Here is a 20,208-nt window from a genome sequence, read left to right on the forward strand (position 1 = left end):
TTCGAACCACTCACTCGGTCTTCGGTTCCACATAGCGCGGAAACACGCCGACGGGCGCCGGCAGAGCCGTACCCGGCCTGATGCGCTCGGCGATCGCCGCGAAGCTGCGCGCATCCGCTGTTATGCCGAGGGTGTCGAGCATCTTGCCGCAGGATTCCGGCATCACCGCCTGCGCCATGATCGCGATCTGGCGCACCACCTCTGCGGTGACATAGAGCACCGTCTTCTGGCGTGCCGGATCGGTCTTCGCCAAGGCCCATGGCGCCTCGCCGGCAAAGTAGCGGTTGGCTTCGGCGACCACGGCCCAGACCGTGTTGAGCCATTGATGGATCTGCTGCGTCGCCATCGCGGTCCGCGACGTCTCCAGCATGGCGTCGGCCTGCGCCAGGATCGCCTTGTCGCTGTCGCTGAATTCGCCGGGCTCCGGCAGCACGCCGCCGAGTTGTTTGGCGATCATCGACAGCGAACGCTGCGCGAGATTGCCGAAATCATTGGCGAGATCGGCATTGATGCGCGCGACGATGGCCTCGTGGTTGTAGTTGCCGTCCTGGCCGAACGGCACTTCGCGCAGGAAGAAGTAGCGCACCTGATCGACGCCGTACTGGTTGGCCAGATTGAAGGGATCGACCACGTTGCCGACCGACTTCGACATCTTCTCGCCCCTGTTGAACAGGAAGCCGTGCGCATAGACGCGCCTTTGCAACGGGATGCCGGCCGACATCAGGAAGGCCGGCCAGTACACGGCATGGAAGCGGATGATGTCCTTGCCGATGATGTGCACGTCGGCCGGCCAGTAGCGCCAGTGCTTATCGCTCTCGTCGGGATAGCCGACGCCGGTGATGTAGTTGGTCAGGGCGTCGACCCAGACATACATCACGTGCTCGGGATCGCCCGGGACCTTGACGCCCCAGTCGAAGGTGGTGCGCGAGATCGAGAGATCCTTCAGCCCGCCCCGCACGAAGCTCATTACCTCGTTGCGGCGCGAATCCGGGCCGATGAAATCGGGCTGGCTCTCGTAGAGATGCAAGAGCTTGTCCTGGTAGGCCGACAGCTTGAAGAAATAGCTCTTCTCCTCGACCCATTCGACCGGCGTGCCCTGCGGGCCGCGGCGAACATTGTCCTCGCCGACCGTGGTCTCGTCCTCGGCGTAATAAGCCTCGTCGCGCACCGAGTACCAGCCGGCATAGGCGTCGATATAGATGTCGCCATTGTCCTGCATGCGGCGCCAGATTTCCTGCACCGATTTGTGGTGCGCGGGCTCCGAGGTGCGGATGAAACGGTCGAACGAGACATTGAGCCGTTCGTCCATCTCCTTGAAGCGCGCGGCGTTGCGGGTGGCGAGATCGTACGGCGTCATCCCCTCGCCTGCCGCGGTCTGGATCATCTTCTGTCCGTGCTCGTCGGTGCCGGTCAGGAAGAACACGTCCTTGCCGTCGAGCCGCTGGAAGCGCGCCAGCGCATCGGTCGCGATCGCCTCATAGGCGTGGCCGATATGCGGCTGACCGTTCGGATACGCGATCGCGGTCGTGATGTAGTAGGCGTTGCCGCGGTCCGCGGCAGGTGCCGGGACGGACGCGCGCGCAGCAGCCGTCGCTGCGGGTTTGGGTTGCCTGGGCGCGTGGACCGTTGCCGCCTTCGGTGCCTTCTCGGCAGCCGGAGCTTTCGGCACTGCGGGCTTCCTTGCAGCCGGAGCCATGGCGGCCGCCGCTGCCTTCTTCGGCGGAGCCTTGGTGGGCTTCGTGGCAACCTTCTTGGCGGTCTTCTTCGCAGCCTTCTTGACGGCCTTTTTGGCGACCTTCTTTGCCGCCGGCTTCTTGGCACCCGTCTTGGCCTTGGTGGCTTTCTTCGCCTTTTTGGTGACGCGCCCACCCTTCTTGGCCTTGGCCGCGCGCGACTTCGCCGTGGCTTTGCTGGTCACGCGAGCGGGCGATGCCTTCTTCGTCTTCTTGGCCTTCTTCGACGATTTCTTCTTAGCGGTCGCCACCACGGAATCCTTTGCAGATCGAAACGAGATTATCGGGAGTGTTGTCAGACGGATGTGTTTTCGGACGGGTGCGTTGTTAGACGAGACGTCTATCGGGTCGCGTCCGCGAGCATCGAAAACACCGAGAAAACCAGCGGCTTGCGCTCCAGATTGTAGGCTTCGGTATCGCGCGCGGCGCGGACGATCTTTTCCCATACCTCCGCCAGCCGTGCAAGGCGCGGCAGATTGGCATTGGCGTCGCCGGTTCGCATGCGCTCGCTCATCCAGCGATCGATGCCATCGATGAAAGCGGCAAGCGCGACGCGGTCGCTGGTGCCGAGCGCATCGCCCAGCGCGTGCAGCTCGCGCGGATCGACGCTCGGAAGCGTTGCCAGCAGCGCGGCGGTGCGTTGCTGCAGCTTGAGCGCATCGCCGCCGAGCAGCGTCAGCGCCCGCCCGACGCTGCCCTCGGACGCTGCCGCGGCTTCCGCCAGCGCAGGATCGTCGGCCTCGATGTCGGTTGCGGCCGTGGCCGCGCGCACCACATCGCCGGTCTCCAGTGGCCGCAGCAACAATTTGCGGCAGCGGGACAGGATGGTCGGCAGCACCCGTGACGGCGCGTGGCTGACCAGCAGGAACAGCGACTGCTGCGGCGGCTCCTCGAGGATTTTCAGCAGCGCGTTGGCGGCATTGGGATTGAGCTCATCGACCGTGTCGACGATGCAGACGCGCCAGCCGTCGACCGCGGCGGTCGAGCCGAAGAACGAGATCGTCTCGCGCGTCTCGTCGACCGTGATCACGGTGCGCATCACGCCGCGGTCGTTGAGGCCGCGCTCTAGCACCAAGAGCCCGCCATGGGCGCCCGCCGTGATCTGGCGCGCCACCGGATCGGACGGATCGACCCGCAGCGTCGGCGCCGCCTGAACCTGGGATGACTTCGGATTGCGGAATGCGAGCACAAACCGCGCCATGCGATAGGCCAGCGTGGCCTTGCCGATGCCCTGCGCGCCGCCGATCAGCCAGGCATGCGGAATTCGTCCGCTGCGATAGGCATCGAGCAAGGCGGTCTCCGCCTCGCGATGCCCGAACAGATCGGGGGTTTCGCGCGGGTGGCGAGCGGGGTTCTCCTGTTCGACCTTGCGTGCGCTCATGCGGGAGTGTCTGCGGTGAGCGTTGCGCGCAGATGCTCGCGCAGCGCGGCCCAGATCCGTGCCGCAACCGTGTCCGGATCGGCCGTCGCGTCGATCAGCACACAGCGCTGCGGATCGTCAGCCGCGATCCGGCGGTAGGCGTCGCGCAAATCCTGATGGAACTTGATGCCCTCGGCCTCGAAGCGATCCGCCGTGGCATTGCCGCGGCGCAGAGCCGCGCGTTGCAGTCCGACCTCGACCGGCACATCGAGGATGAAGGTGAGGTCGGGCTTCAGATCGCCGATGGTGACGCGCTGCATGGCATTGACGAGGCCGGGCGACACCTGCCCGAGCTGGCCTTGATAGGCGCGCGTGGAATCGAAGAAGCGATCGCACAGCACCCAGATGCCCTGGTTGAGCGCCGGCAGGATCACAGTGCGGACATGATCGTCGCGCGCGGCGGCAAACAGCAGCGTCTCGGCTTCCGGCCCGAGCAGCTTGCCCATCCCCGACAACACGAGGTGACGGATGATCTCGGCCCCTGGCGAGCCGCCGGGCTCACGGGTCACGATCGCGCGCAGCTTGGCGACATCGAGCCGTTCGGCGAGCTTGCGGATCTGGGTCGATTTCCCCGATCCCTCGCCACCCTCAAAGGTGATGAAGCGACCGCGCAAGCTCGGCCGTTGGACTGCTGCTTCCGCCATGTCAGAGCTTCTCGACCCCTGCGCGGAACATTCCGATCACAAGCTCCTGGGCGCCGTCGAGCGCGCGGCGCATCGTCGATCCCGTGCCGACGGCATCCGCCGCGAACACCGGAGTCTCCATCGCGACATTGCCGCCGCGCCAGACCCGGACGACGCCGATCTGCTGGCCGGCGGTGATCGGCGCCTTGACCGGGCCGCTATAGATGACACGCGCGAGCAGCTTGTCGTTGCCGTTCTTCGACACCATCACCTTGATCGGATCGGGGCTGACCAGCTTGACCGAGCGGCTCTCGCCGCCGAACACCCGGGCGTAGCCGACCGGCTGGTTAGCCGCGATCAGGACCCGGGTCTCGAAGCTGCGGAACCCCCATTCCAGCATCTTCTTGGCTTCGGTGGCGCGATCTTCGGAATCCTCGAGGCCGTTGACCACGACGATCAGCCGCGTGTCGTTCTGCACGGCCGAGCCGACCATGCCGTAGCCGCCTTCCTTGGTGTAGCCGGTCTTCAGGCCGTCGGCGCCGGGCAAAGCGTTCAGCAGCGGGTTGCGGTTCTGCTGGCGGATCTTGTTCCAGGTGAATTCCTTCTCGCCGAAAAGCTTGTAGCGGTCCGGGTAAGTCAGGATGATGTGGCGCGCCAGCACCGCGAGTTCCCGCACCGTCATCTTGTTGGTCGGGTCGGGCAGCCCGTTGGAATTGCCGAAGGTCGACTTGGTCATACCGAGCTCGCGGGCGCGCTTGGTCATGAAGTCGGTCGCAAAAGTATGCTCGTTGCCGGCGATGCCTTCGGCGAGCGCGATGCAGGCGTCGTTGCCGCTCGGGATGATCGCACCGTGCAGGAGGTCGTCGACGGAGACCTTGCTGTTGATCGCCGCGAACATCGTGGAGGTCCCGGACGGCGCCCCGCCCCGCCGCCAGGCGTTCTCGCTGATCCGGTACTCGTCGGTCAGCTTGATGTCGCCCTTCTTGATGGCGTCGAACACCACCTCGGCCGTCATCAGCTTCATCATGCTGGAGGGCGCGCGCAGCTCATCGGCATTCTTCTCGAACAGCACGCTGCCCGAGGAGGCCTCGACCAGGATCGCGGTCGGCGCATCGCCGTCGAACCCGCCATCTTCCTTCTTGGCACCCTGGACGCTGTTGTTGGCGGCATAGACCATCCCGCCGCAGCCGATCGCCAGCACGACCGCGGCCGCGACCAGGCCACGCCAAGAACGCCCGGCGCGAGCGAACAACGTGCGGGGAATTGCGATCTGGGCTGCCATCGGCGATGTCCTGAAAGACTGCGTTCTAACAGCTGGAAGTATCGCAAACAACTGAGGTTTCGCCGCTTGTACACGGCCGGCTGGATTGCCGGCTGCGCTGAACGCCCGTATCCTTGGAACCAGCTAACGACAGCAGAACCGGCAAACAAGGCGGAAACGCGAATGTCATCCTCCCGCACCATTTCCGCCAACGGCATCGACATGTTCGTGCGTGAGGCCGGGCAAGGCCCACTGGTCGTGCTCTGCCATGGCTGGCCGGAGCTGTCTTACTCATGGCGGCACCAGATCGCAGCCCTCGCCGCGGCAGGCTTCCGGGTCGCAGCCCCTGACATGCGCGGCTTCGGCCGGACCACCGCGCCGGCCGATCTCGGCGCCTACACGATATTCGATACGGTGGGCGACATGGTCGCGCTGGTGGCCGCGCTCGGCGAGCGGAAGGCGATGATCGTCGGTCACGATTGGGGCGCGCCGGTCGCCTGGCACGCGGCCCTGTTCCGTCCTGATATCTTCACCAAGGTCGCCGGCCTCAGCGTGCCGCCGCCGTTCCGTGGCCGCGGCCGTCCGCTGGAAACCTTGCGCGAGGGCGGCATCACCAATTTCTATTGGCAGTACTTCCAGCCGCCCGGCGTGGCGGAGGCCGAGTTCGAGCGCGACATCGTCCACACCATGCGGCTGGTGCTCGGGCGCGGCGTTTCCGATCCGAGCTCGATGTTCGTCGACGAAGCCAAGGGCTTCCTCGGCAAGCTGCCGACCGGAATGCCGCTGCCGGCCTGGCTGACCGAGGCCGACATCGCCGAATTCGCCGAGGGCTACCGGCAGTCCGGCTTCCGCGGCGGTCTCAACTGGTACCGCAATCTCGATCGCAATTGGGAGCTGACCGCGCCCTGGCAGGATGCGCAGATTCATCAGCCGTCGCTGTTCATCGCCGGCTCGAACGATTCGGTGATTACCGGGCTGATCGGTGCCAAGCGGGTCGCGGACATGGAGCGCGTGCTGCCGAACCTGCGGCAGAAGCTGATCATCGAGGGCGCCGGTCACTGGATCCAGCAGGAGCGCCCGGCCGAGGTCAACGCGGCGCTGATCGCATTTCTGAAATGATCAGGCCAAAGGCTTGATTCGCCACGACTTGATTCAGTAAGTGGCTTGCTTCAGTAGAGCCCGCGCCCGCTCAGCACCTCGGCCGGTCCACGCGCGTCGATCGGCACATAGGCCGCCGCCGGGCTCGGGGCCGCGGCGTAGCGCGCGTCACCCTCGTAGGACACCTCGCGCGGATTGTTCGGCACGCGGCGGTGTGACCGGCTCGAGGCCGACATTTCCGAGGTGGCGCTGACCGAGGCATAGTCGGACTGGGTGTTGCCGAGGCTGTAGGGCCGCCCTTCAGGCAGCGGGACATCGCCGCGGACCCGGCCCGACGAAGACGACATTTCCGGCACGAACGGCCGCGCGGAGGCGACCCGGACCATCGACGGCGACGGCGCCGGTGTTCCGGTGCGCAGGGTTGCCATCAGCTGGCGGTCGTCGGAGCCTTCGAGCGGCGCTCGCCCGACGTATTCGACGCGGACGCGCGCGACACCATTGCCTTTAAAATCAAGCAGTTCGGCGGCCTTGTTCGAGACGTCTATGAGGCGGTTGCCGTGGTACGGGCCGCGGTCGTTGACGCGAACGACGAGCGATTTGCCGTTGCTCAGATTGGTGACGCGCGCGTAGCTCGGCATCGGCAGGGTCGGATGGGCGGCCGTGAGCGAGCCCATGTCGAACACCTCGCCATTGGCGGTCAGGCGGCCGTGGAAATCATCGCCGTACCAGGACGCCATGCCCTCGGCGCGATAGTTCTCGTTCTCTTCCGGCACATAGGTGCGGCCGGCGACGACATAGGGCTTGCCGATCCGGTAGGTGCCGCCGCCCTTCGGCACGGGGTCACCGAGCGCCACGACCCGCGGGCTCGAGGACACGCCGTACTTGGGATCGATCCGGCTGGTGAGCTGGTTCGAGGAGGCGCAATTGGCGAGGACGAGGCACGAGGCCACCGCAACGGCGCCACGTGCCGTCCGGATCATCGAATCTGGCCGTCTAATCCCCATCTGCCCCAAGTACCATTCTGCAGGACCCGCGCCTACTTCGAGGCGTCGGGATCGATTCTGTCGCTGTGCGGCCCACCTCCGCAGCAGATGGTGAAGATATCGCAACCGGAACACGGCGGAAATGGGGAGAGCCATCGGGCGGTGGCGTCTTGGTGAATGGTCTGTTGCGCCTCCTCCGTCCTTCTACGGACCTTCCGTGCGCGCAAAACGCCCTCGCGTGTCCCGCGATCAGACACACTGTTGCAGCAAATCATCAGTCGGGGGGCATCTTCAATTCCAACAATTGAATCTTTTTGACTGTGCAAGGCTGCAATCGTTTTCTCTCGGACGTGGGGCGCAAAGGAAGTTTGCGATGATCGAGACGGTTACAGCGGTGATGGGCCTGGTGAGTGCGGCGATCTTCTTGGCGCATGCCGTGGAAGGCTATCGGCACAGGGCCTGACAGTCCGTTGAAGGCGGAAAGACGCGTCACCTCTTTCCAGGAGCGAATGTTCGGAAAGCTTTAATCAATTCGGATGAGCATCGGTAGAAAGCAGGTGTATCATGCGTAATCACGATTTGGTCTCCGACGGATTTCTTACCCTGACCGCAGCAAGCCTCGTGCTGCTGTGCTCCAGCCTGCTGGCCTTCGCTTTCGGCTGAACACATGATGTCTTGGGCGCCATCTGCGTCCACGCGAAAGACCGCGGCGACCCTCGCCGCTCGACCTCCGGCTTCAGCGTCAGAGTGCTGGCGATACCAGCCAGACGTCTACCCCGCTGAGATGATCCGCGCAGCAGATCCGCCGTCTTCTCCCAGCCCCGGTCTTGACGCACCCCTCCACCTTTCCCGCGAGAGGATTCGCGCATGACCGGCGGGTTACGAGAAGGAACGTCCGCCCTGCTGGTCAGCACGGATGGCCGGTTGCTGATGCAATTGCGCGACGACCTGCCTCACGTCTCCGACCCCGGCAAGGTCAGCCTGTTCGGCGGGCGGAAGGAAGGCAGCGAGACGTTCCTGGAATGCGTGGTGCGCGAAATCCACGAGGAGATTGGCTATTACCTGCCGCCCGAGCGCTTTGAGCTGATCGGTCGTTATCTCGGGCCGGATCATTCGACGCCAGGCGGCACCCTTCGCGGCGAGGTGTTCCTCGCGTGGGACGTGCCGATCGACCGGTTGAAGGTCACTGAAGGCCGCCTCGAGATCGTCGCCGTCGATGATCTCGAATGCATCAGCGGCAGGCTCGCACGCCCGGCGGAATATGCGCTCGCGATCTTCCTGAAGCGCGAACCGGTTACCTGAGCGATGAAACCAGCTCGCGGACGAGCTCGTCGATCATCGGCAGCGCAACCGCGGGATGGGCAACGTCGATATCGTGCACATGCCAGTAAGTCACGTTGTCGGCGACCTCGGGGAACCGCCGCTCGATCAGCGGGCGATGCTCAGCCTCCTTGAGCGCAATCACCAGGTCCACGCCGTCGAAGTCAGCCAATGAACATGACTGCGGATAGCGCGCAGCGCCCTCCGGAACGATGCCGTTGGCGCGAAGCCGGTCGTCGGCAAACACCGACATGGCGCCGACATTGTCGGGCGAGCCCCGTTCGGCGGCGCCTCGCGAGGAGGCGCGCCACGGCAGGCTTTCGCTGCGGGCAAGGTGGTTGAACAGTTCCTCTGCGTATCGACTGCGGTAGTAGTTGCCGGTGCAAAGGAACAGGACACGCTTCATGGACATCATGATGGCCAGCGGCGGTGGTCGCGGTCAACCGTGGTGCGTGCATGCGACGATGACCCGCAGCCTATTGCTGCGGCCTCGGCGCCGTAGCATCGGCCGAAGGCCAGGTTGTCCTCTCGCTCAAATTCAGTCGGTTCGCTGCCGGTGGACCGGGCAAGCGGCCCATTTCGCTCCGGTGTTCTCACCAAGTTCGCGTTGCGTTCGGCGTCGCCCTACGCTAAGGGCCTGATCCGAATGATCCGGAAGGGTGGCCGAGTGGTTTAAGGCACCGGTCTTGAAAACCGGCGTGCCCGCAAGGGTACCGTGGGTTCGAATCCCACCCCTTCCGCCAATGCACTGCGTGCCGCCGCTTTGCGATGTGGCGTATGCCGTCATGGTTGAACCCTTCGGCTTTCTTTCAATCGCAGCGTTGGCATGCTGCGCGAATATGTGGTTGGGCGCCAACATGGAACGGACAGAACTGCTCCGTCCGTTCATATGGCCGGGACGCAGATGCTATTCGCTCTATCTATTCCACATGGTTGTCTACGACGTGTTCATTGGCTTCGGCCGTCCGCTTGCAGGTTGCCTTGCACTTCCGGTTGTCTGCGTCTTGGCGGAGATCCCCTGGCGCACGATCGAGTCCCCGCTGATCGGCTACGCAAGGAGGCGATTTGCGAGAGCCGGGCCAGCGGCGACCAGGGGCGCTGGTGTCGTTTAGAGCAAATGCAAGGGGGGTAACCGGAGCAGCGGTATGCTGACTGGCTGGGAGCCCATCCAGGTGCCGCGGTTGAATCCCCTGCCCAAACCAACAATTAACGAATCAGCATGAATGATGGGGTCGTTGCCAGTCTGGCGCTCGGCACCAAGAGGCTGAAATGAACTGGGTCAAGGCACTGCTGCTGCTCTCCGTGCTGCTCCTTGGATGCGCGGACCTCGCGACCACCAACAGGATCTTGGAGCTCGGGTTCGGCGAGGCAAACCCGTTCATGGAGATGGCCCAGACTTGGTTCGGCGCCTGGTGGCTGATCCCGAAATTAGGTTTGACGTTCCTTGTCATCGCGTTGCTTTGGCGCAGCCAAAGTCTTTCCAGGATTGCCCTTGTGGTGGCGTTTTGCTCAACGCCTGTCATCAACAACCTCGTCATTATCGCGGGCGCGAGCTGAACCCACACTAGTCCAGATATGGCGACGTGAGCGTCCTGCTCGTTTGCTGCGAGCAGGCATAACCCGATCAACGCCCGAACCCTCTGCAACCTAACCAGCGCCATTGCTGCCCTGCCCCCGCGCATGCGATCGGGCACGCAGTCAGGTCTGCCGGATGAACTCCGCGATCAGGCCGCTGATTTCCTCCGGGGCATCCTCAAGACAGTAATGCCCGACGCCGGCAAGACGCCTGACCGGTGCCGCCGGGAAGATCGCGGAAAACAGCGGCAGGAAATGCTCTGCGTGCAGCGTGCGGTCCGCCTCGCCCCAGATGGCGAGCGCCGGCCTGCTGCGGATCGCGCGGTCGGCTGTGTGATCCGGCGCGTCGAACCTGTGCGCACCGGTCGCAAAGCCCCTGGCCCATCCGATCGCGCCGAGGCAGTCGGCCGGACGTGCAAAGGGTGCGCCGTAGGCGGCGAGCCAGGCGTCGGTGATGACGGCGTTGTTCTCGAAACCATTGAGCTTGAGCGTGCTCAGGATGTTGAAGCCGAGCTGTCCGAGCACCGGCTCGAGCTCGCCGTTCGCCTCGGCTTTTGCGATCCATTGAAACCACGGCGAAGCCAGCGCATTGGCGGTGACGCGCTCGAACAGATCGCTCTGCCCGAACGGCGTCGGCCCGTTGGCCGAGATGATGCGGCGGATACGATCCGGATGCCTGACCGCAAACCCCATGCCGACGGGGCCGCCAAAGTCATGCATGACCAGCGTGATGTCGGTGAGATCGAGCGCAAGGACCAGCGCTTCGAGATTGTCGACATGGTCCTGCAGCCAATAGCTGCGCTGCGCCGGGGTCGCGCTCTTGCCGAACCCCATGTGATCCGGAACGACCACGCGCTGCGTCGCGCTGAGGGCCGGCACCAGATGGCGAAACAGATAGCCCCAGGTCGGTTCGCCATGCAGGCAGAGCGCCACCTCGCCGTCTCGCGGGCCTTCGTCGACATAATGCATCCGGAAACCTGGAGCCGCGGTGAAATGCGGCGTGAACGGAAAGGTGCCGGCGAAGCTGGCGTCGGGCTGGATCATGGCTTGGCCTCGGATGGTTTTAGATTGAAACCATCGTGTATCGCTTGTGGTTTTACTTTGCAACCGATATATCGAGACCGCGACGGAGCGGGTCTTTCGGGCCGTGCACCGATCAGAATATGGATTGAGGAGCGTCAGGCGGACCACGATGGCGAAGCGAGTGAGCCACAGGGACTCGATGTGCGGCGTGGCCCGGCCGCTGGATGCGATCGGAGACTGGTGGTCGCTGTTGATCGTCCGCGATGCATTCGACGGGCTGCGCCGGTTCGGCGAATTTCAGAAGAGCCTTGGGCTTGCCAAGAACATCCTCTCCGCCCGGCTCCGCAATCTGCTGGCGCACGGAATCATGGAGACCGTGCTTGCAGCGGACGGCAGCCCGTATCAGGAATATGTGCTGACCGAAAAGGGACGCGGGCTGTTCCCGCTCCTTGTCGCGCTCCGGCAGTGGGGTGAGGATTTCTTCTTCGAGCCCGACGAAGCGCATGTGCTGCTGGTCGATCGAAAGAATGGACTGCCGGTGCGCCGCCTTGAACTGAGAGCGCAGGACGGACGCGTCGTTGGTGCAGAAGACACCATGGTGCGGCTGCCGCGGGCTTCACATGAGAACGGCAACGCGTGAGACGCGCGTGCGCCCTGCAGGATTGCTGCCAGCAACCGGATCTTAACCGTCCTTGCCGCAGCATCCGCGCGTGGAGGTTCGACCAATGCAGACATTCCGGATTTCGCTGAGCGATGGGGAGCGGAAATTCCACACGGCGATTCAGGCGCCGGATCCCGCGTCCGCGCGTATCAAGGCCGCCTACTTCTTCGACATATCGAAATGGCGGATCTTGAGTGTGTCGCTGAGCGGAGCCAGCGCCGCCGCAGCGTAGTCGCTGCGCACCCTACGCCGTCCGGTCGAGTTCAGCCGCGGCAAGGTTTGCAATCTGCAGGTCGATTTCGGCGAGCGAATCGTCATCGCCGAGGAACCACGCTGCCGACAAGCCGGTCCAGGCGACGATCCATGACAGCAAGCGACGGCGATCCAGCTTTGCTGCTTCCGCGACGATGTCGAGACGCCGGGCAAAACGTCCGGGTTCGGTCGCAACCGGCCGTGCCGGATCGGCAAGATCCGGATTGGTGAAGATGTTGGCGAAATCGAAGCCGCGCTCGCCGACGAGATGCTTGGGATCGATCGCAAGCCAGCCGCGCGCACCGAAGTCGAGCACATTGTCATGGTGCAGATCGCCGTGCAGCACCACGATCTCGCGCTGATCGCCGAGCAGCGCTTCGGCGATGCCGGCCGATCGGTTCAGGATGCCGCCGTGCGCCCTCGCCGCCGGCCACAGCTCGCGAAACCAGTCTTTCAGTGGCGTCAAGTCCGGCCGCGGTTTCGCCCGCCGGGCGTGAAGCCGATCGGCCGTTGCACAAAGAATTCTGCAGGCCTCATCGTCCCGGCCGGTTCGCGCCATGTCGCCGAGCGAAGCCGGGCCCATCGCCCTCTCGAGCAGGAGCGCCTCGCCGTCACGGGCAAGGACGCGCGCCGCACCGTCGCCATCCCACCACTCCATGACGATCGCGCCGAGGCGTTCGCCCGGCTCGTTCGAGAGCTTGAGCATTGCCGGCTCGCCGTGCCGCCGCACCGGCAGCAACCGTGCGGCGCGCGTCACGATCGGGTCGCTGTCGGGGACGAGGCTCCAGGCCGAGAGATAGGGTTCGAACATCGGGCGGGCTGACCGGGTGACGCAGCCGTCGTTCTAAGCATTGCCTGCGCGCGCCGCCACGCTGGTTCCCTGCGGCGCATCGTGGCAGGGCGCGCCAACCGGTTCCTGGCCGCCCCGCTCATGTTGGCTGATGACAGCCCCCACCCATCTCGCGCTACAATGTCGCAGCCGGTGCGACGGAGGGTGTGGTGATGCCGCGAAAGGGAATTACCGGACACGACGATTGGGTGGTCACGGAAGCTCTGGCCACCGCGCTGGTCGCGCTCGAGCAGTTGCCGTCGAAGCATCAGCCGCGCGCGCATATGGAGGACGTCCGGAAGCTCCTGACCGCGAGATGTGAGGCCGGAGCCGTCACGCTGCATCTTGCGCAAGCCAAGTGCCGGTTGTTTCCCGATACCGATCCCCTGACCATCTATGAGGAATACGGCCTCAAGGATGGGCTGGGGTAGCGACCGTCGACCGAACGGCTAGTCGTGGCTGACGCGCCAGATCGTGCCGTTGCCGTCTTCGGAGACCAGCAGCGCGCCGTCCCGCGCCACGGTGACACCCACCGGACGGCCCCAGACCTCATTGTCGCCGATGACAAAGCCGGTGACGAAATCCTCGTACTCGCCGGTCGGCACCCCGTCCTTCAACCTGATGCGAATGATCTTGTAGCCGGTCCGCTTCGCGCGATTCCACGAGCCGTGTTCGGCTGCAAACGCATCGCCGCGATATTCGGCCGGGAAACTACTGCCGGTGTAGAAGGTCAGGCCGAGTGAGGCCGAGTGCGCCTGCAACAACACGTCGGGAGTAGTCACCTTGTCCTTGAGGTCGGGCCGCACGCCGGCATGCGCCGGGTCTTCGTTGGCGCCGATATAGTACCAGGGCCAGCCGTAGAACGCGCCCTCGCGGATACGCGTCACATAGTCGGGCACGAGGTTGTCGCCGCGGCCGTCGCGCTCGTTGGTCGAACACCAGGGCGTGCCGCTTCCAGGCTGGATCGCAAGTCCGACGCAGTTGCGGATACCGGTGGCGAACAGTTTCTGGTTCTTGCCGTCGGGATCGAAGGCCAGCACAGCCGCACGGTCGGTTTCCGACCCCCAAGCCGCGCCAAGCGCGTGGTCGCGGCTCCAGCTTTCGATACCTTCCGGCGGCCGGCCAAGGCCCTCGCCTGCGTTGCCGGCGGAGCCGACCGACACCAGCATGCGCTTGTCGTCAGGCGTGAACACGATGTCACGCGTGGAATGGCCGTAGCCGTGAGGAAGGTTTGCGACAATGATCTCAGGCTTTTCCAACGCCCTGAGATCGCCGTTGCGGTAGGCAAAGCGCACGACGCTGTCGGTGTTGGCGACATAGAGCCATTGCGGATTGTCGCCGTTTGGAAAGAACGCGATGCCGAACGGCCGGTTCAGTCCGGCTGCGTAGACCTCATTGGTCGCCGGCTTGGTGGCGCCGTCGGCGCTGCGCAGGACACGGATGCGGCCGGGGCTGGTTTCGACGACGAAGATATCGCCGTTGGGCGCGGTCCGGATAATGCGCGGACCACTCAGCCCGCTCGCAAACAACTCGACCTTGAAGCCCGCCGGCACCTGCGGCACCGCCGATGCGGGGCGCGACACGACGCGGGACGAATTGCTGCTGGAGGCCGTTGCGCCCGGCTTGGGCAAGTCCTGCGGCGTGATCAGACGCACTGTGCCCGGCCTGTCGCGCTGCCAGTCGCCGAACGCCTCCGCGCCTTTCAGCACAGGTTCAGCGCCCGACCGCGCGATGCTGGTCGCTGCGAGGATGACGACGGAAATGCTCACGCCGGCAAGATTTGTCTTACGCATTTGCTCCTCGCGCGAGGTCCCTGTCAGACGCGCAGCTCATAGCGCAGTTCGCGCGCAGGATGCGTTCACAATGTCGTCTGCATCAATGTCCGTTGGGGAGCGCCGTCGCATCAACAGGCGAGTGCTCCACAGGATGCACTACACGGCCCTGGAACGGACCATGGGCTTGCGCTCGGCCGTCGTCGGTTCGCGGAACGCCGGCGTGTCTCCAACAAGCGGCTTGAGGGGAACCGTGAGCCGGCAGATCAGGCCCTCGGCGCGCCAATCGAAATCGGCCCGTCCGCCGAGCTGGGTCTCGATGCTGGCGATGACACTTCGTGTGCCGAAGCCTTTCTGCTTCGGCTTGGTCACCGGAGGCCCGCCGGATTCCACCCAGGCCAGGATCAGCGTGTCGTCCGCCACTTCCCAGGTGATCGCGAGCCTGCCCGGCAACACCGACAGGCTGCCATATTTGGCGGAGTTGGTGACGAGCTCGTGCAGCGCCAGCGCAAGCGTCTGCGCGGTCGCGGGCTGCAACTGCACCTCTCCGCCGGCGATCCGGATCTGCCCGGCCTCGGAATAAGGCGCGATCTCCTCGGTCACCAGCCGCCGGATCTCGGCGCCCTGCCAGCTCGACAGCGACAGCACGGTGTGAACCCGCGCCAGCGCCGTGATGCGGCCCTCGACCGCCCGCACATAGGCGGTCACGTTCTGCGCGCGCGTCAGGCGCACGATCGACTGCGCCAGCGCGAGCGCGTTCTTGGCGCGATGGTCGACCTCGCGGGTCAAGAGGCTCTGCCGTTCCTCGGCCTTCTTGCGATCGGTGATGTCGACGGTGACGCCGCTGACCCGCACCACCCTGCCGCTCCTGTCGCTGGTCGCCGCAGCCGTGCCGACGCACCAGCGGATCTCGCCGTCCGGCCGCACGACGCGGAATTCGGCCTCATAGGATGTGTGGCCGTTGCCGAAGCCGGTCCAGCCCTGGCGGAGTTGTTCGACATCGTCGGGATGAAACAGCCGTTGGATATTGTCGGAGTTCAGTGCGAAGGAATTCGGATCGACGCCGAAGATCTTGTATTGCCCCTCGTCCCACATCCAGTCGCCGTTGACCCAGTCCCAGTCCCACGAGCCCATCTTGCCCGCGGCAATCGCCATGCTGCGACGCGCCTCGCTTTCGACCAGCCGGGTGGTCGATTGCTCGAGCTCGGCGGTGCGGGCGCGCACCCGGTCTTCGAGCTCGGCATTGAGGCGTTCGAGTTGCCGCGTCTTGCGGTAGAGCTCGGCGAACACGCGGATCTTTGCGCGCAGCACTTCCGGCACAACCGGCACCGGCACGTAATCGACCGCGCCCATCTCGTAGCCGCGCAGCCGGTCGATGTCGCTGACCTGGATTGCCGAGATGAAGATCATCGCGGTCTTTTGAAAGCGCGGATGCTCGCGGATCATCGCTGCGAGCTCGAAGCCGTCCAGCTCGGGCATGCAGACGTCGACCAGAATGACCGCGACTTCATTCTTGAGCAGGAACTCCAGCGCCTCGCGGCCCGACGAAGCGGCCACGAGCGTCTCGCCGAGCTCCTTCAGGATGACCTCATAAGCCAGCAGCTTGGCCGGCTGGTCATCGACCAGAAGGATGTTCACCTTTTCATGGTCCATCATGTTCGATCGCCGATCAGCGGTGCAGCCACATGCGGATCGCCAGCAGCAGTTGCTCGGTGTTCACGGGTTTCGCCAGATAATCGGTTGCGCCTGCTTCCAGGCATTTCTCCCGGTCACCTTTCATCGCCTTCGCGGTCAGCGCGATGATCGGCAGCCGCGCAAAGGCGGGATTTTGCCGGATGGCGCCGATGGTCTGGTAACCGTCCATCTGCGGCATCATGATGTCCATCAGCACGATCGCGATCTTCGGATTGGACTCGACCAGCGAGATCGCCTCGTGACCGGTTGTCGCAGTCAACACCTTCATACCTCGCCGCTCCAGCACGCTCGACAGCGCGAAGATGTTGCGGGCGTCGTCGTCGACCAGGAGCGCGGTCTTGCCAATAAGATCCTCATCGGAACTATTGAGCTTCTCCAGCATCCTCTGTTTTTCGACGGGCAATTCCGTGATCACACGGTGCAGGAACAGTGACGTTTCGTCGAGCAGGCGTTCCGGCGACTCCACGCCTTTGACGACGATGCTACGCGCCATCGTGTGCAGTTCCGCGTCCTCTTCGGCCGAAAGTTCCCGGCCGGTAAACACCACAACGGGTATATTGGAGAGCGTTTCGTCCTTGCGGATCTGATCCAGCACCTCGAAGCCGCTCATGTCGGGCAGGCGCAGATCGAGCACGACACAGTCGCACGGATGCTCGCGCAACGTTGACAGCGCCCCTGCCCCGGTTCCGCTGGTCACGATCTCGATATCCTCGTGGCCGAGCAACTCGGTGATGCTGAGCTGCTCCGCCGCATTGTCCTCCACAATCAGCAGACGCTTGCGCCGCGGTCTGGCGTATTCCTTGATCTGCGACAGCGCCGCGCTGACCCCCTCGGTCGTGGTCGGCTTGTTGACGAAGGAGAAGGCGCCGCGTGCCAGCGCATGTTGCCGGTCCTCGTCGAGCGTAATGATCTGGACTGGAATGTGACGGGTCAGCGGATTGTGCTTGAGCTGGCTCAGCACCGTCCAGCCCAGCATGTCGGGCAGGAAGACGTCGAGCGAAACCGCGCTCGGCTGGAACTGCTTGGCGAGATCCAGCGCCTCGGCGCCGCGGCTTGCGACCAGCACCTTGAAGCCCTTGTCGCGCGCCAGATCGATCAGCACCCGCGCGTAATGCGGGTCGTCCTCGACGATCAAGAGGATCGTGTCGCCGGGCTCGAGATCGAGCCGGTCGTCCGGCAGCTGCTCGATCACACGCTCCTGTGTGCCGGACGACTGCAGCGCCGGCGCGGCCGTGTGCGGCATTGCCAGCGCCTGCGGGCGCAAGGCCACCGACGGTCCGGCATATTTCAGCGGCAGATAGAGCACAAAGGTCGAGCCTTTACCCGGCGCGCTTCGCAGATGAATCTCGCCTCCGAGCAGGCCGGCCAGCTCGCGGCTGATGGCAAGGCCAAGGCCCGTACCGCCATATTTGCGGCTGGTGCCGGCATCGGCCTGCTGGAACGCCTCGAAGATCAGCTTCTGCTTGTCCTGGGGAATGCCGATGCCGGTATCCGACACTTCGAATGCGACGACGGCCGGTGCCGCGTTCAGGATCGGATGCTCGGCGCTCCAGCCGCCGAGTGCGGCCGACACGGTCAGGCTGACGCCGCCGTCCGCGGTGAACTTGAACGCATTCGACAACAGATTCTTCAGCACCTGCTGCAGCCGCTTGGAGTCGGTCACCATGCTGCGCGCAAGATTGGCGTCGACATCGATGCTGAAGGAGAGATGCCGGTTCTCCGCCTCGTGCCGGAACGGCCGCCCGACGGTCTCGAGCAGGCTCGAGGTGAGGATTTCCTCGGCATCGACCGTCACCGTGCCGGACTCGATCTTGGACAGATCGAGAATGTCGCTGATCAGGTTCAGCAGGTCGGTGCCGGCGCCATGAATGGTGCGGGCGAACTCGACCTGCTTGCCGGTCAGATTGCCGTCCGGGTTCTCGGTGAGCTGCTGGCCCAGGATCAGGATCGAGTTCAGCGGCGTACGCAGCTCGTGCGACATGTTGGCGAGGAATTCGGACTTGTACTTCGAGGTCAGCGACAGCTCGGTCGCCTTCTCTTCCAGCGCGCGGCGGGCCTGCTCGATTTCCTGGTTCTTGCGCTCGACGTCGACGTTGCGTTCGGCAAGCTGCTGGGCCTTCTGTTCGAGCTGGTCGTTGGTCTGCTGCAATTCCTTCTGCTGGGTCTGCAATTCGCCGGCGAGCTGCTGCGACTGCTTGAGCAGCGCCTCGGTCTGCATCGTCGCCTCGATGCTGTTGAGCACGATGCCGATGCTGTCGGTCAGCTGTTCGAGGAAGGTGATCTGCGATGTCGTGAATGACGAGATCGACGATAGCTCGATCACCGCCTTGACCTGGTTTTCGAACTGCACCGGGAACACAACGAGGTTCTTCGGCATGATCCGCATCAGCGCCGAATTGATCGGCACCGCGTCGCCGGGGATATCCGAGACGAGGCGCTGGCGCTTGTCGAGTGCGCACTGGCCGATCAGTCCCTCGCCGAACTGGACGATTTGCGGATGCGGATTGCTGCTGTCGCTGGCATAGGCCGACAGCAAGCGCAGCTGCGCATTCTCGGGATTGTCGACCTGGTAGATCACGCCCATATGCGCGTTGATCAGCGGCGCCAGCTCAGTCAGCAGCAGGCGGCCAACGGTCGCAAGATCGCGCTGGCCCTGCAGCATGTTGGTGAAGCGCGCCAGATTGGTCTTCAGCCAGTCCTGCTCGGTGTTGCGCTCCGTGGTGAGACGGAGGTTGCCGATCATCGTGTTGATGTTGTCCTTGAGCTCCGCGACTTCGCCGCGCACGTCGACCTGGATCGAGCGCGTCAGGTCGCCCTTGGTCACGGCGGTCGCCACTTCCGCGATCGCGCGCACCTGGGAGGTCAGGTTGGCTGCGAGCAGGTTGACGTTGCCGGTCAAGTCCTTCCAGGTGCCTTCGGTGCCGGGCACGTTGGCCTGACCGCCGAGCCGGCCCTCGACGCCGACTTCGCGCGCCACGCTGGTCACCTGTTCGGCGAAGGTCGCAAGCGTCTCGGTCATGTTGTTGATGGTGTCGGCGAGCGCGGCCACCTCGCCCTTCGACTTCACCGTCAGGTTCTGCTTCAGGTCGCCATTGGCGACCGCGGTCACCACCTTGACGATGCCGCGCACCTGCTCGGTCAGGTTCGCCGCCATGACGTTGACGGTGTCGGTCAGGTCCTTCCAGGTACCGGCGACGCCGCGCACCTCAGCCTGACCGCCCAGCTTGCCCTCGGTGCCGACCTCGCGCGCGACGCGCGTCACCTCGCCCGCGAAGGCGTTGAGCTGGTCGACCATCGTGTTGATGGTGTTCTTCAGCTCGAGGATTTCGCCCTTCACGTCGACCGTGATCTTGCGCGACAGGTCGCCGCGCGCCACGGCGGTCGTCACTTCGGCGATGTTGCGGACCTGCGTGGTCAGGTTCGCGGCCAGGAGGTTGACGTTGTCGGTGAGGTCCTTCCAGGTGCCGCCGACGCCGGGCACCACGGCCTGGCCGCCCAGCCGTCCCTCGGTGCCGACCTCGCGCGCCACGCGCGTCACTTCGGCGGCGAACGAGCGCAGCTGCTCGACCATCGTGTTCAGGGTGTCCTTGAGCAGCAGGATCTCGCCGCGCACGTCCACCGTGATCTTCTTCGACAAATCGCCGCCGGCGATCGCGGTCGCGACTTCGGCGATGTTGCGGACCTGCGCAGTCAGGTTCGACGCCATGAAGTTGACGTTGTCGGTGAGGTCCTTCCACGTGCCGGCGACGCCGGGCACTTCGGCCTGGCCGCCGAGCTTGCCTTCGGTACCAACCTCGCGCGCCACGCGCGTGACTTCGCCGGCGAAGCCGTTGAGCTGGTCCACCATCGTGTTGATGGTGTTCTTCAGCTCGAGGATTTCGCCCTTCACGTCGACCGTGATCTTGCGCGACAGGTCGCCGCGCGCCACGGCGGTCGTCACTTCGGCGATGTTGCGGACCTGCG

Annotated in this window: 17 protein-coding genes and 1 tRNA gene; 7 read left to right on the forward strand and 11 right to left on the reverse strand. The window is 64.6% G+C overall.

Going from position 1 to position 20,208, the window contains the following annotated elements; translation table 11 throughout:
* Positions 1–10: 10 nt before the first annotated feature.
* The 4 genes from metG to JQ573_RS28900 form a co-directional block, all read right to left on the reverse strand.
* On the reverse strand, positions 11–1,984 hold the full coding sequence (metG, locus tag JQ573_RS28885) for a methionine--tRNA ligase (RefSeq protein ID WP_212314469.1): 1,974 nt from the start codon (positions 1,982–1,984) through the stop codon (positions 11–13).
* A gap of 89 nt (positions 1,985–2,073) precedes the next feature.
* A complete protein-coding gene (locus tag JQ573_RS28890) occupies positions 2,074–3,114 on the reverse strand; it encodes a DNA polymerase III subunit delta' (RefSeq protein ID WP_212314468.1) in 1,041 nt (346 codons plus the stop codon).
* Positions 3,111–3,797: a dTMP kinase gene (tmk, locus tag JQ573_RS28895; protein ID WP_212314467.1), complete on the reverse strand. Its 687-nt coding sequence runs from the start codon at positions 3,795–3,797 to the stop codon at positions 3,111–3,113. The genes JQ573_RS28890 and tmk overlap by 4 nt, the downstream gene beginning before the upstream one ends.
* 1 nt (position 3,798) lies before the next feature.
* Positions 3,799–4,953 carry a D-alanyl-D-alanine carboxypeptidase family protein gene (locus tag JQ573_RS28900; RefSeq protein ID WP_409334705.1) on the reverse strand — a complete coding sequence of 385 codons (1,155 nt, stop codon included), beginning with the start codon at positions 4,951–4,953 and terminating at the stop codon, positions 3,799–3,801.
* Between the two features lie 267 nt (positions 4,954–5,220).
* Here JQ573_RS28900 and JQ573_RS28905 point away from each other — a divergent pair, with 267 nt between their 5' ends.
* Positions 5,221–6,156 carry an alpha/beta fold hydrolase gene (locus JQ573_RS28905; protein ID WP_212314465.1) on the forward strand — a complete coding sequence of 312 codons (936 nt, stop codon included), beginning with the start codon at positions 5,221–5,223 and terminating at the stop codon, positions 6,154–6,156.
* A 50-nt stretch (positions 6,157–6,206) separates the two neighbouring features.
* Here JQ573_RS28905 and JQ573_RS28910 read toward each other — a convergent pair whose 3' ends face one another.
* On the reverse strand, positions 6,207–7,139 hold the full coding sequence (locus JQ573_RS28910; RefSeq protein WP_212314464.1) for a septal ring lytic transglycosylase RlpA family protein: 933 nt from the start codon (positions 7,137–7,139) through the stop codon (positions 6,207–6,209).
* A gap of 846 nt (positions 7,140–7,985) precedes the next feature.
* Between JQ573_RS28910 and JQ573_RS28915 the strand changes: the two genes are divergently transcribed.
* Complete coding sequence (locus JQ573_RS28915) at positions 7,986–8,420, forward strand: NUDIX domain-containing protein (RefSeq protein WP_212314461.1); 435 nt, start codon at positions 7,986–7,988, stop codon at positions 8,418–8,420.
* Here JQ573_RS28915 and JQ573_RS28920 read toward each other — a convergent pair.
* Positions 8,413–8,844, reverse strand: a complete 432-nt coding sequence (locus JQ573_RS28920) for a low molecular weight phosphatase family protein (RefSeq protein ID WP_249132420.1) — start codon at positions 8,842–8,844, stop codon at positions 8,413–8,415. The genes JQ573_RS28915 and JQ573_RS28920 overlap by 8 nt on opposite strands.
* Positions 8,845–9,091: 247 nt before the next feature.
* Here JQ573_RS28920 and JQ573_RS28925 point away from each other — a divergent pair.
* Positions 9,092–9,181: transfer RNA gene (locus JQ573_RS28925), tRNA-Ser, on the forward strand.
* 526 nt (positions 9,182–9,707) lie between these two features.
* Positions 9,708–9,995, forward strand: coding sequence for a DUF5658 family protein (locus JQ573_RS28930; RefSeq protein WP_249132423.1), 288 nt, complete (start codon positions 9,708–9,710; stop codon positions 9,993–9,995).
* A gap of 141 nt (positions 9,996–10,136) precedes the next feature.
* Here the strand turns inward: JQ573_RS28930 and JQ573_RS28935 are convergent, their stop codons facing one another.
* Complete coding sequence (locus JQ573_RS28935; protein ID WP_212314458.1) at positions 10,137–11,057, reverse strand: alpha/beta fold hydrolase; 921 nt, start codon at positions 11,055–11,057, stop codon at positions 10,137–10,139.
* 148 nt (positions 11,058–11,205) lie between these two features.
* On the opposite strand from JQ573_RS28935, the gene JQ573_RS28940 reads away from it, so the two are divergent.
* Both JQ573_RS28940 and JQ573_RS28945 read left to right on the forward strand, forming a co-directional pair.
* Positions 11,206–11,676, forward strand: a complete 471-nt coding sequence (locus JQ573_RS28940; RefSeq protein WP_249132424.1) for a helix-turn-helix domain-containing protein — start codon at positions 11,206–11,208, stop codon at positions 11,674–11,676.
* Positions 11,677–11,761: 85 nt separating this feature from the next.
* Positions 11,762–11,929, forward strand: coding sequence for a hypothetical protein (locus JQ573_RS28945; protein WP_176531327.1), 168 nt, complete (start codon positions 11,762–11,764; stop codon positions 11,927–11,929).
* A 12-nt stretch (positions 11,930–11,941) separates the two neighbouring features.
* On the opposite strand, the gene JQ573_RS28950 is transcribed toward JQ573_RS28945, so the two are convergent.
* On the reverse strand, positions 11,942–12,760 hold the full coding sequence (locus tag JQ573_RS28950) for an aminoglycoside phosphotransferase family protein (protein WP_212314457.1): 819 nt from the start codon (positions 12,758–12,760) through the stop codon (positions 11,942–11,944).
* A gap of 191 nt (positions 12,761–12,951) precedes the next feature.
* On the opposite strand from JQ573_RS28950, the gene JQ573_RS28955 reads away from it, so the two are divergent.
* On the forward strand, positions 12,952–13,209 hold the full coding sequence (locus JQ573_RS28955; protein ID WP_092114459.1) for a hypothetical protein: 258 nt from the start codon (positions 12,952–12,954) through the stop codon (positions 13,207–13,209).
* An 18-nt stretch (positions 13,210–13,227) separates the two neighbouring features.
* Here the strand turns inward: JQ573_RS28955 and JQ573_RS28960 are convergent, their stop codons facing one another.
* The 3 genes from JQ573_RS28960 to JQ573_RS28970 all read right to left on the reverse strand — a co-directional run.
* A complete protein-coding gene (locus JQ573_RS28960) occupies positions 13,228–14,571 on the reverse strand; it encodes a sorbosone dehydrogenase family protein (RefSeq protein ID WP_212314453.1) in 1,344 nt (447 codons plus the stop codon).
* Positions 14,572–14,709: 138 nt separating this feature from the next.
* On the reverse strand, positions 14,710–16,203 hold the full coding sequence (locus tag JQ573_RS28965) for a sensor histidine kinase (protein WP_212315433.1): 1,494 nt from the start codon (positions 16,201–16,203) through the stop codon (positions 14,710–14,712).
* Positions 16,204–16,219: 16 nt separating this feature from the next.
* Positions 16,220–20,208 (reverse strand): response regulator (locus JQ573_RS28970; protein WP_212408764.1); only part of this gene is annotated, 3,989 nt, incomplete at its 5' end.

This window comes from Bradyrhizobium sp. AUGA SZCCT0105 (genome assembly GCF_018129565.1).
In the GTDB taxonomy this organism is placed as follows: Bacteria; Pseudomonadota; Alphaproteobacteria; order Rhizobiales; family Xanthobacteraceae; genus Bradyrhizobium.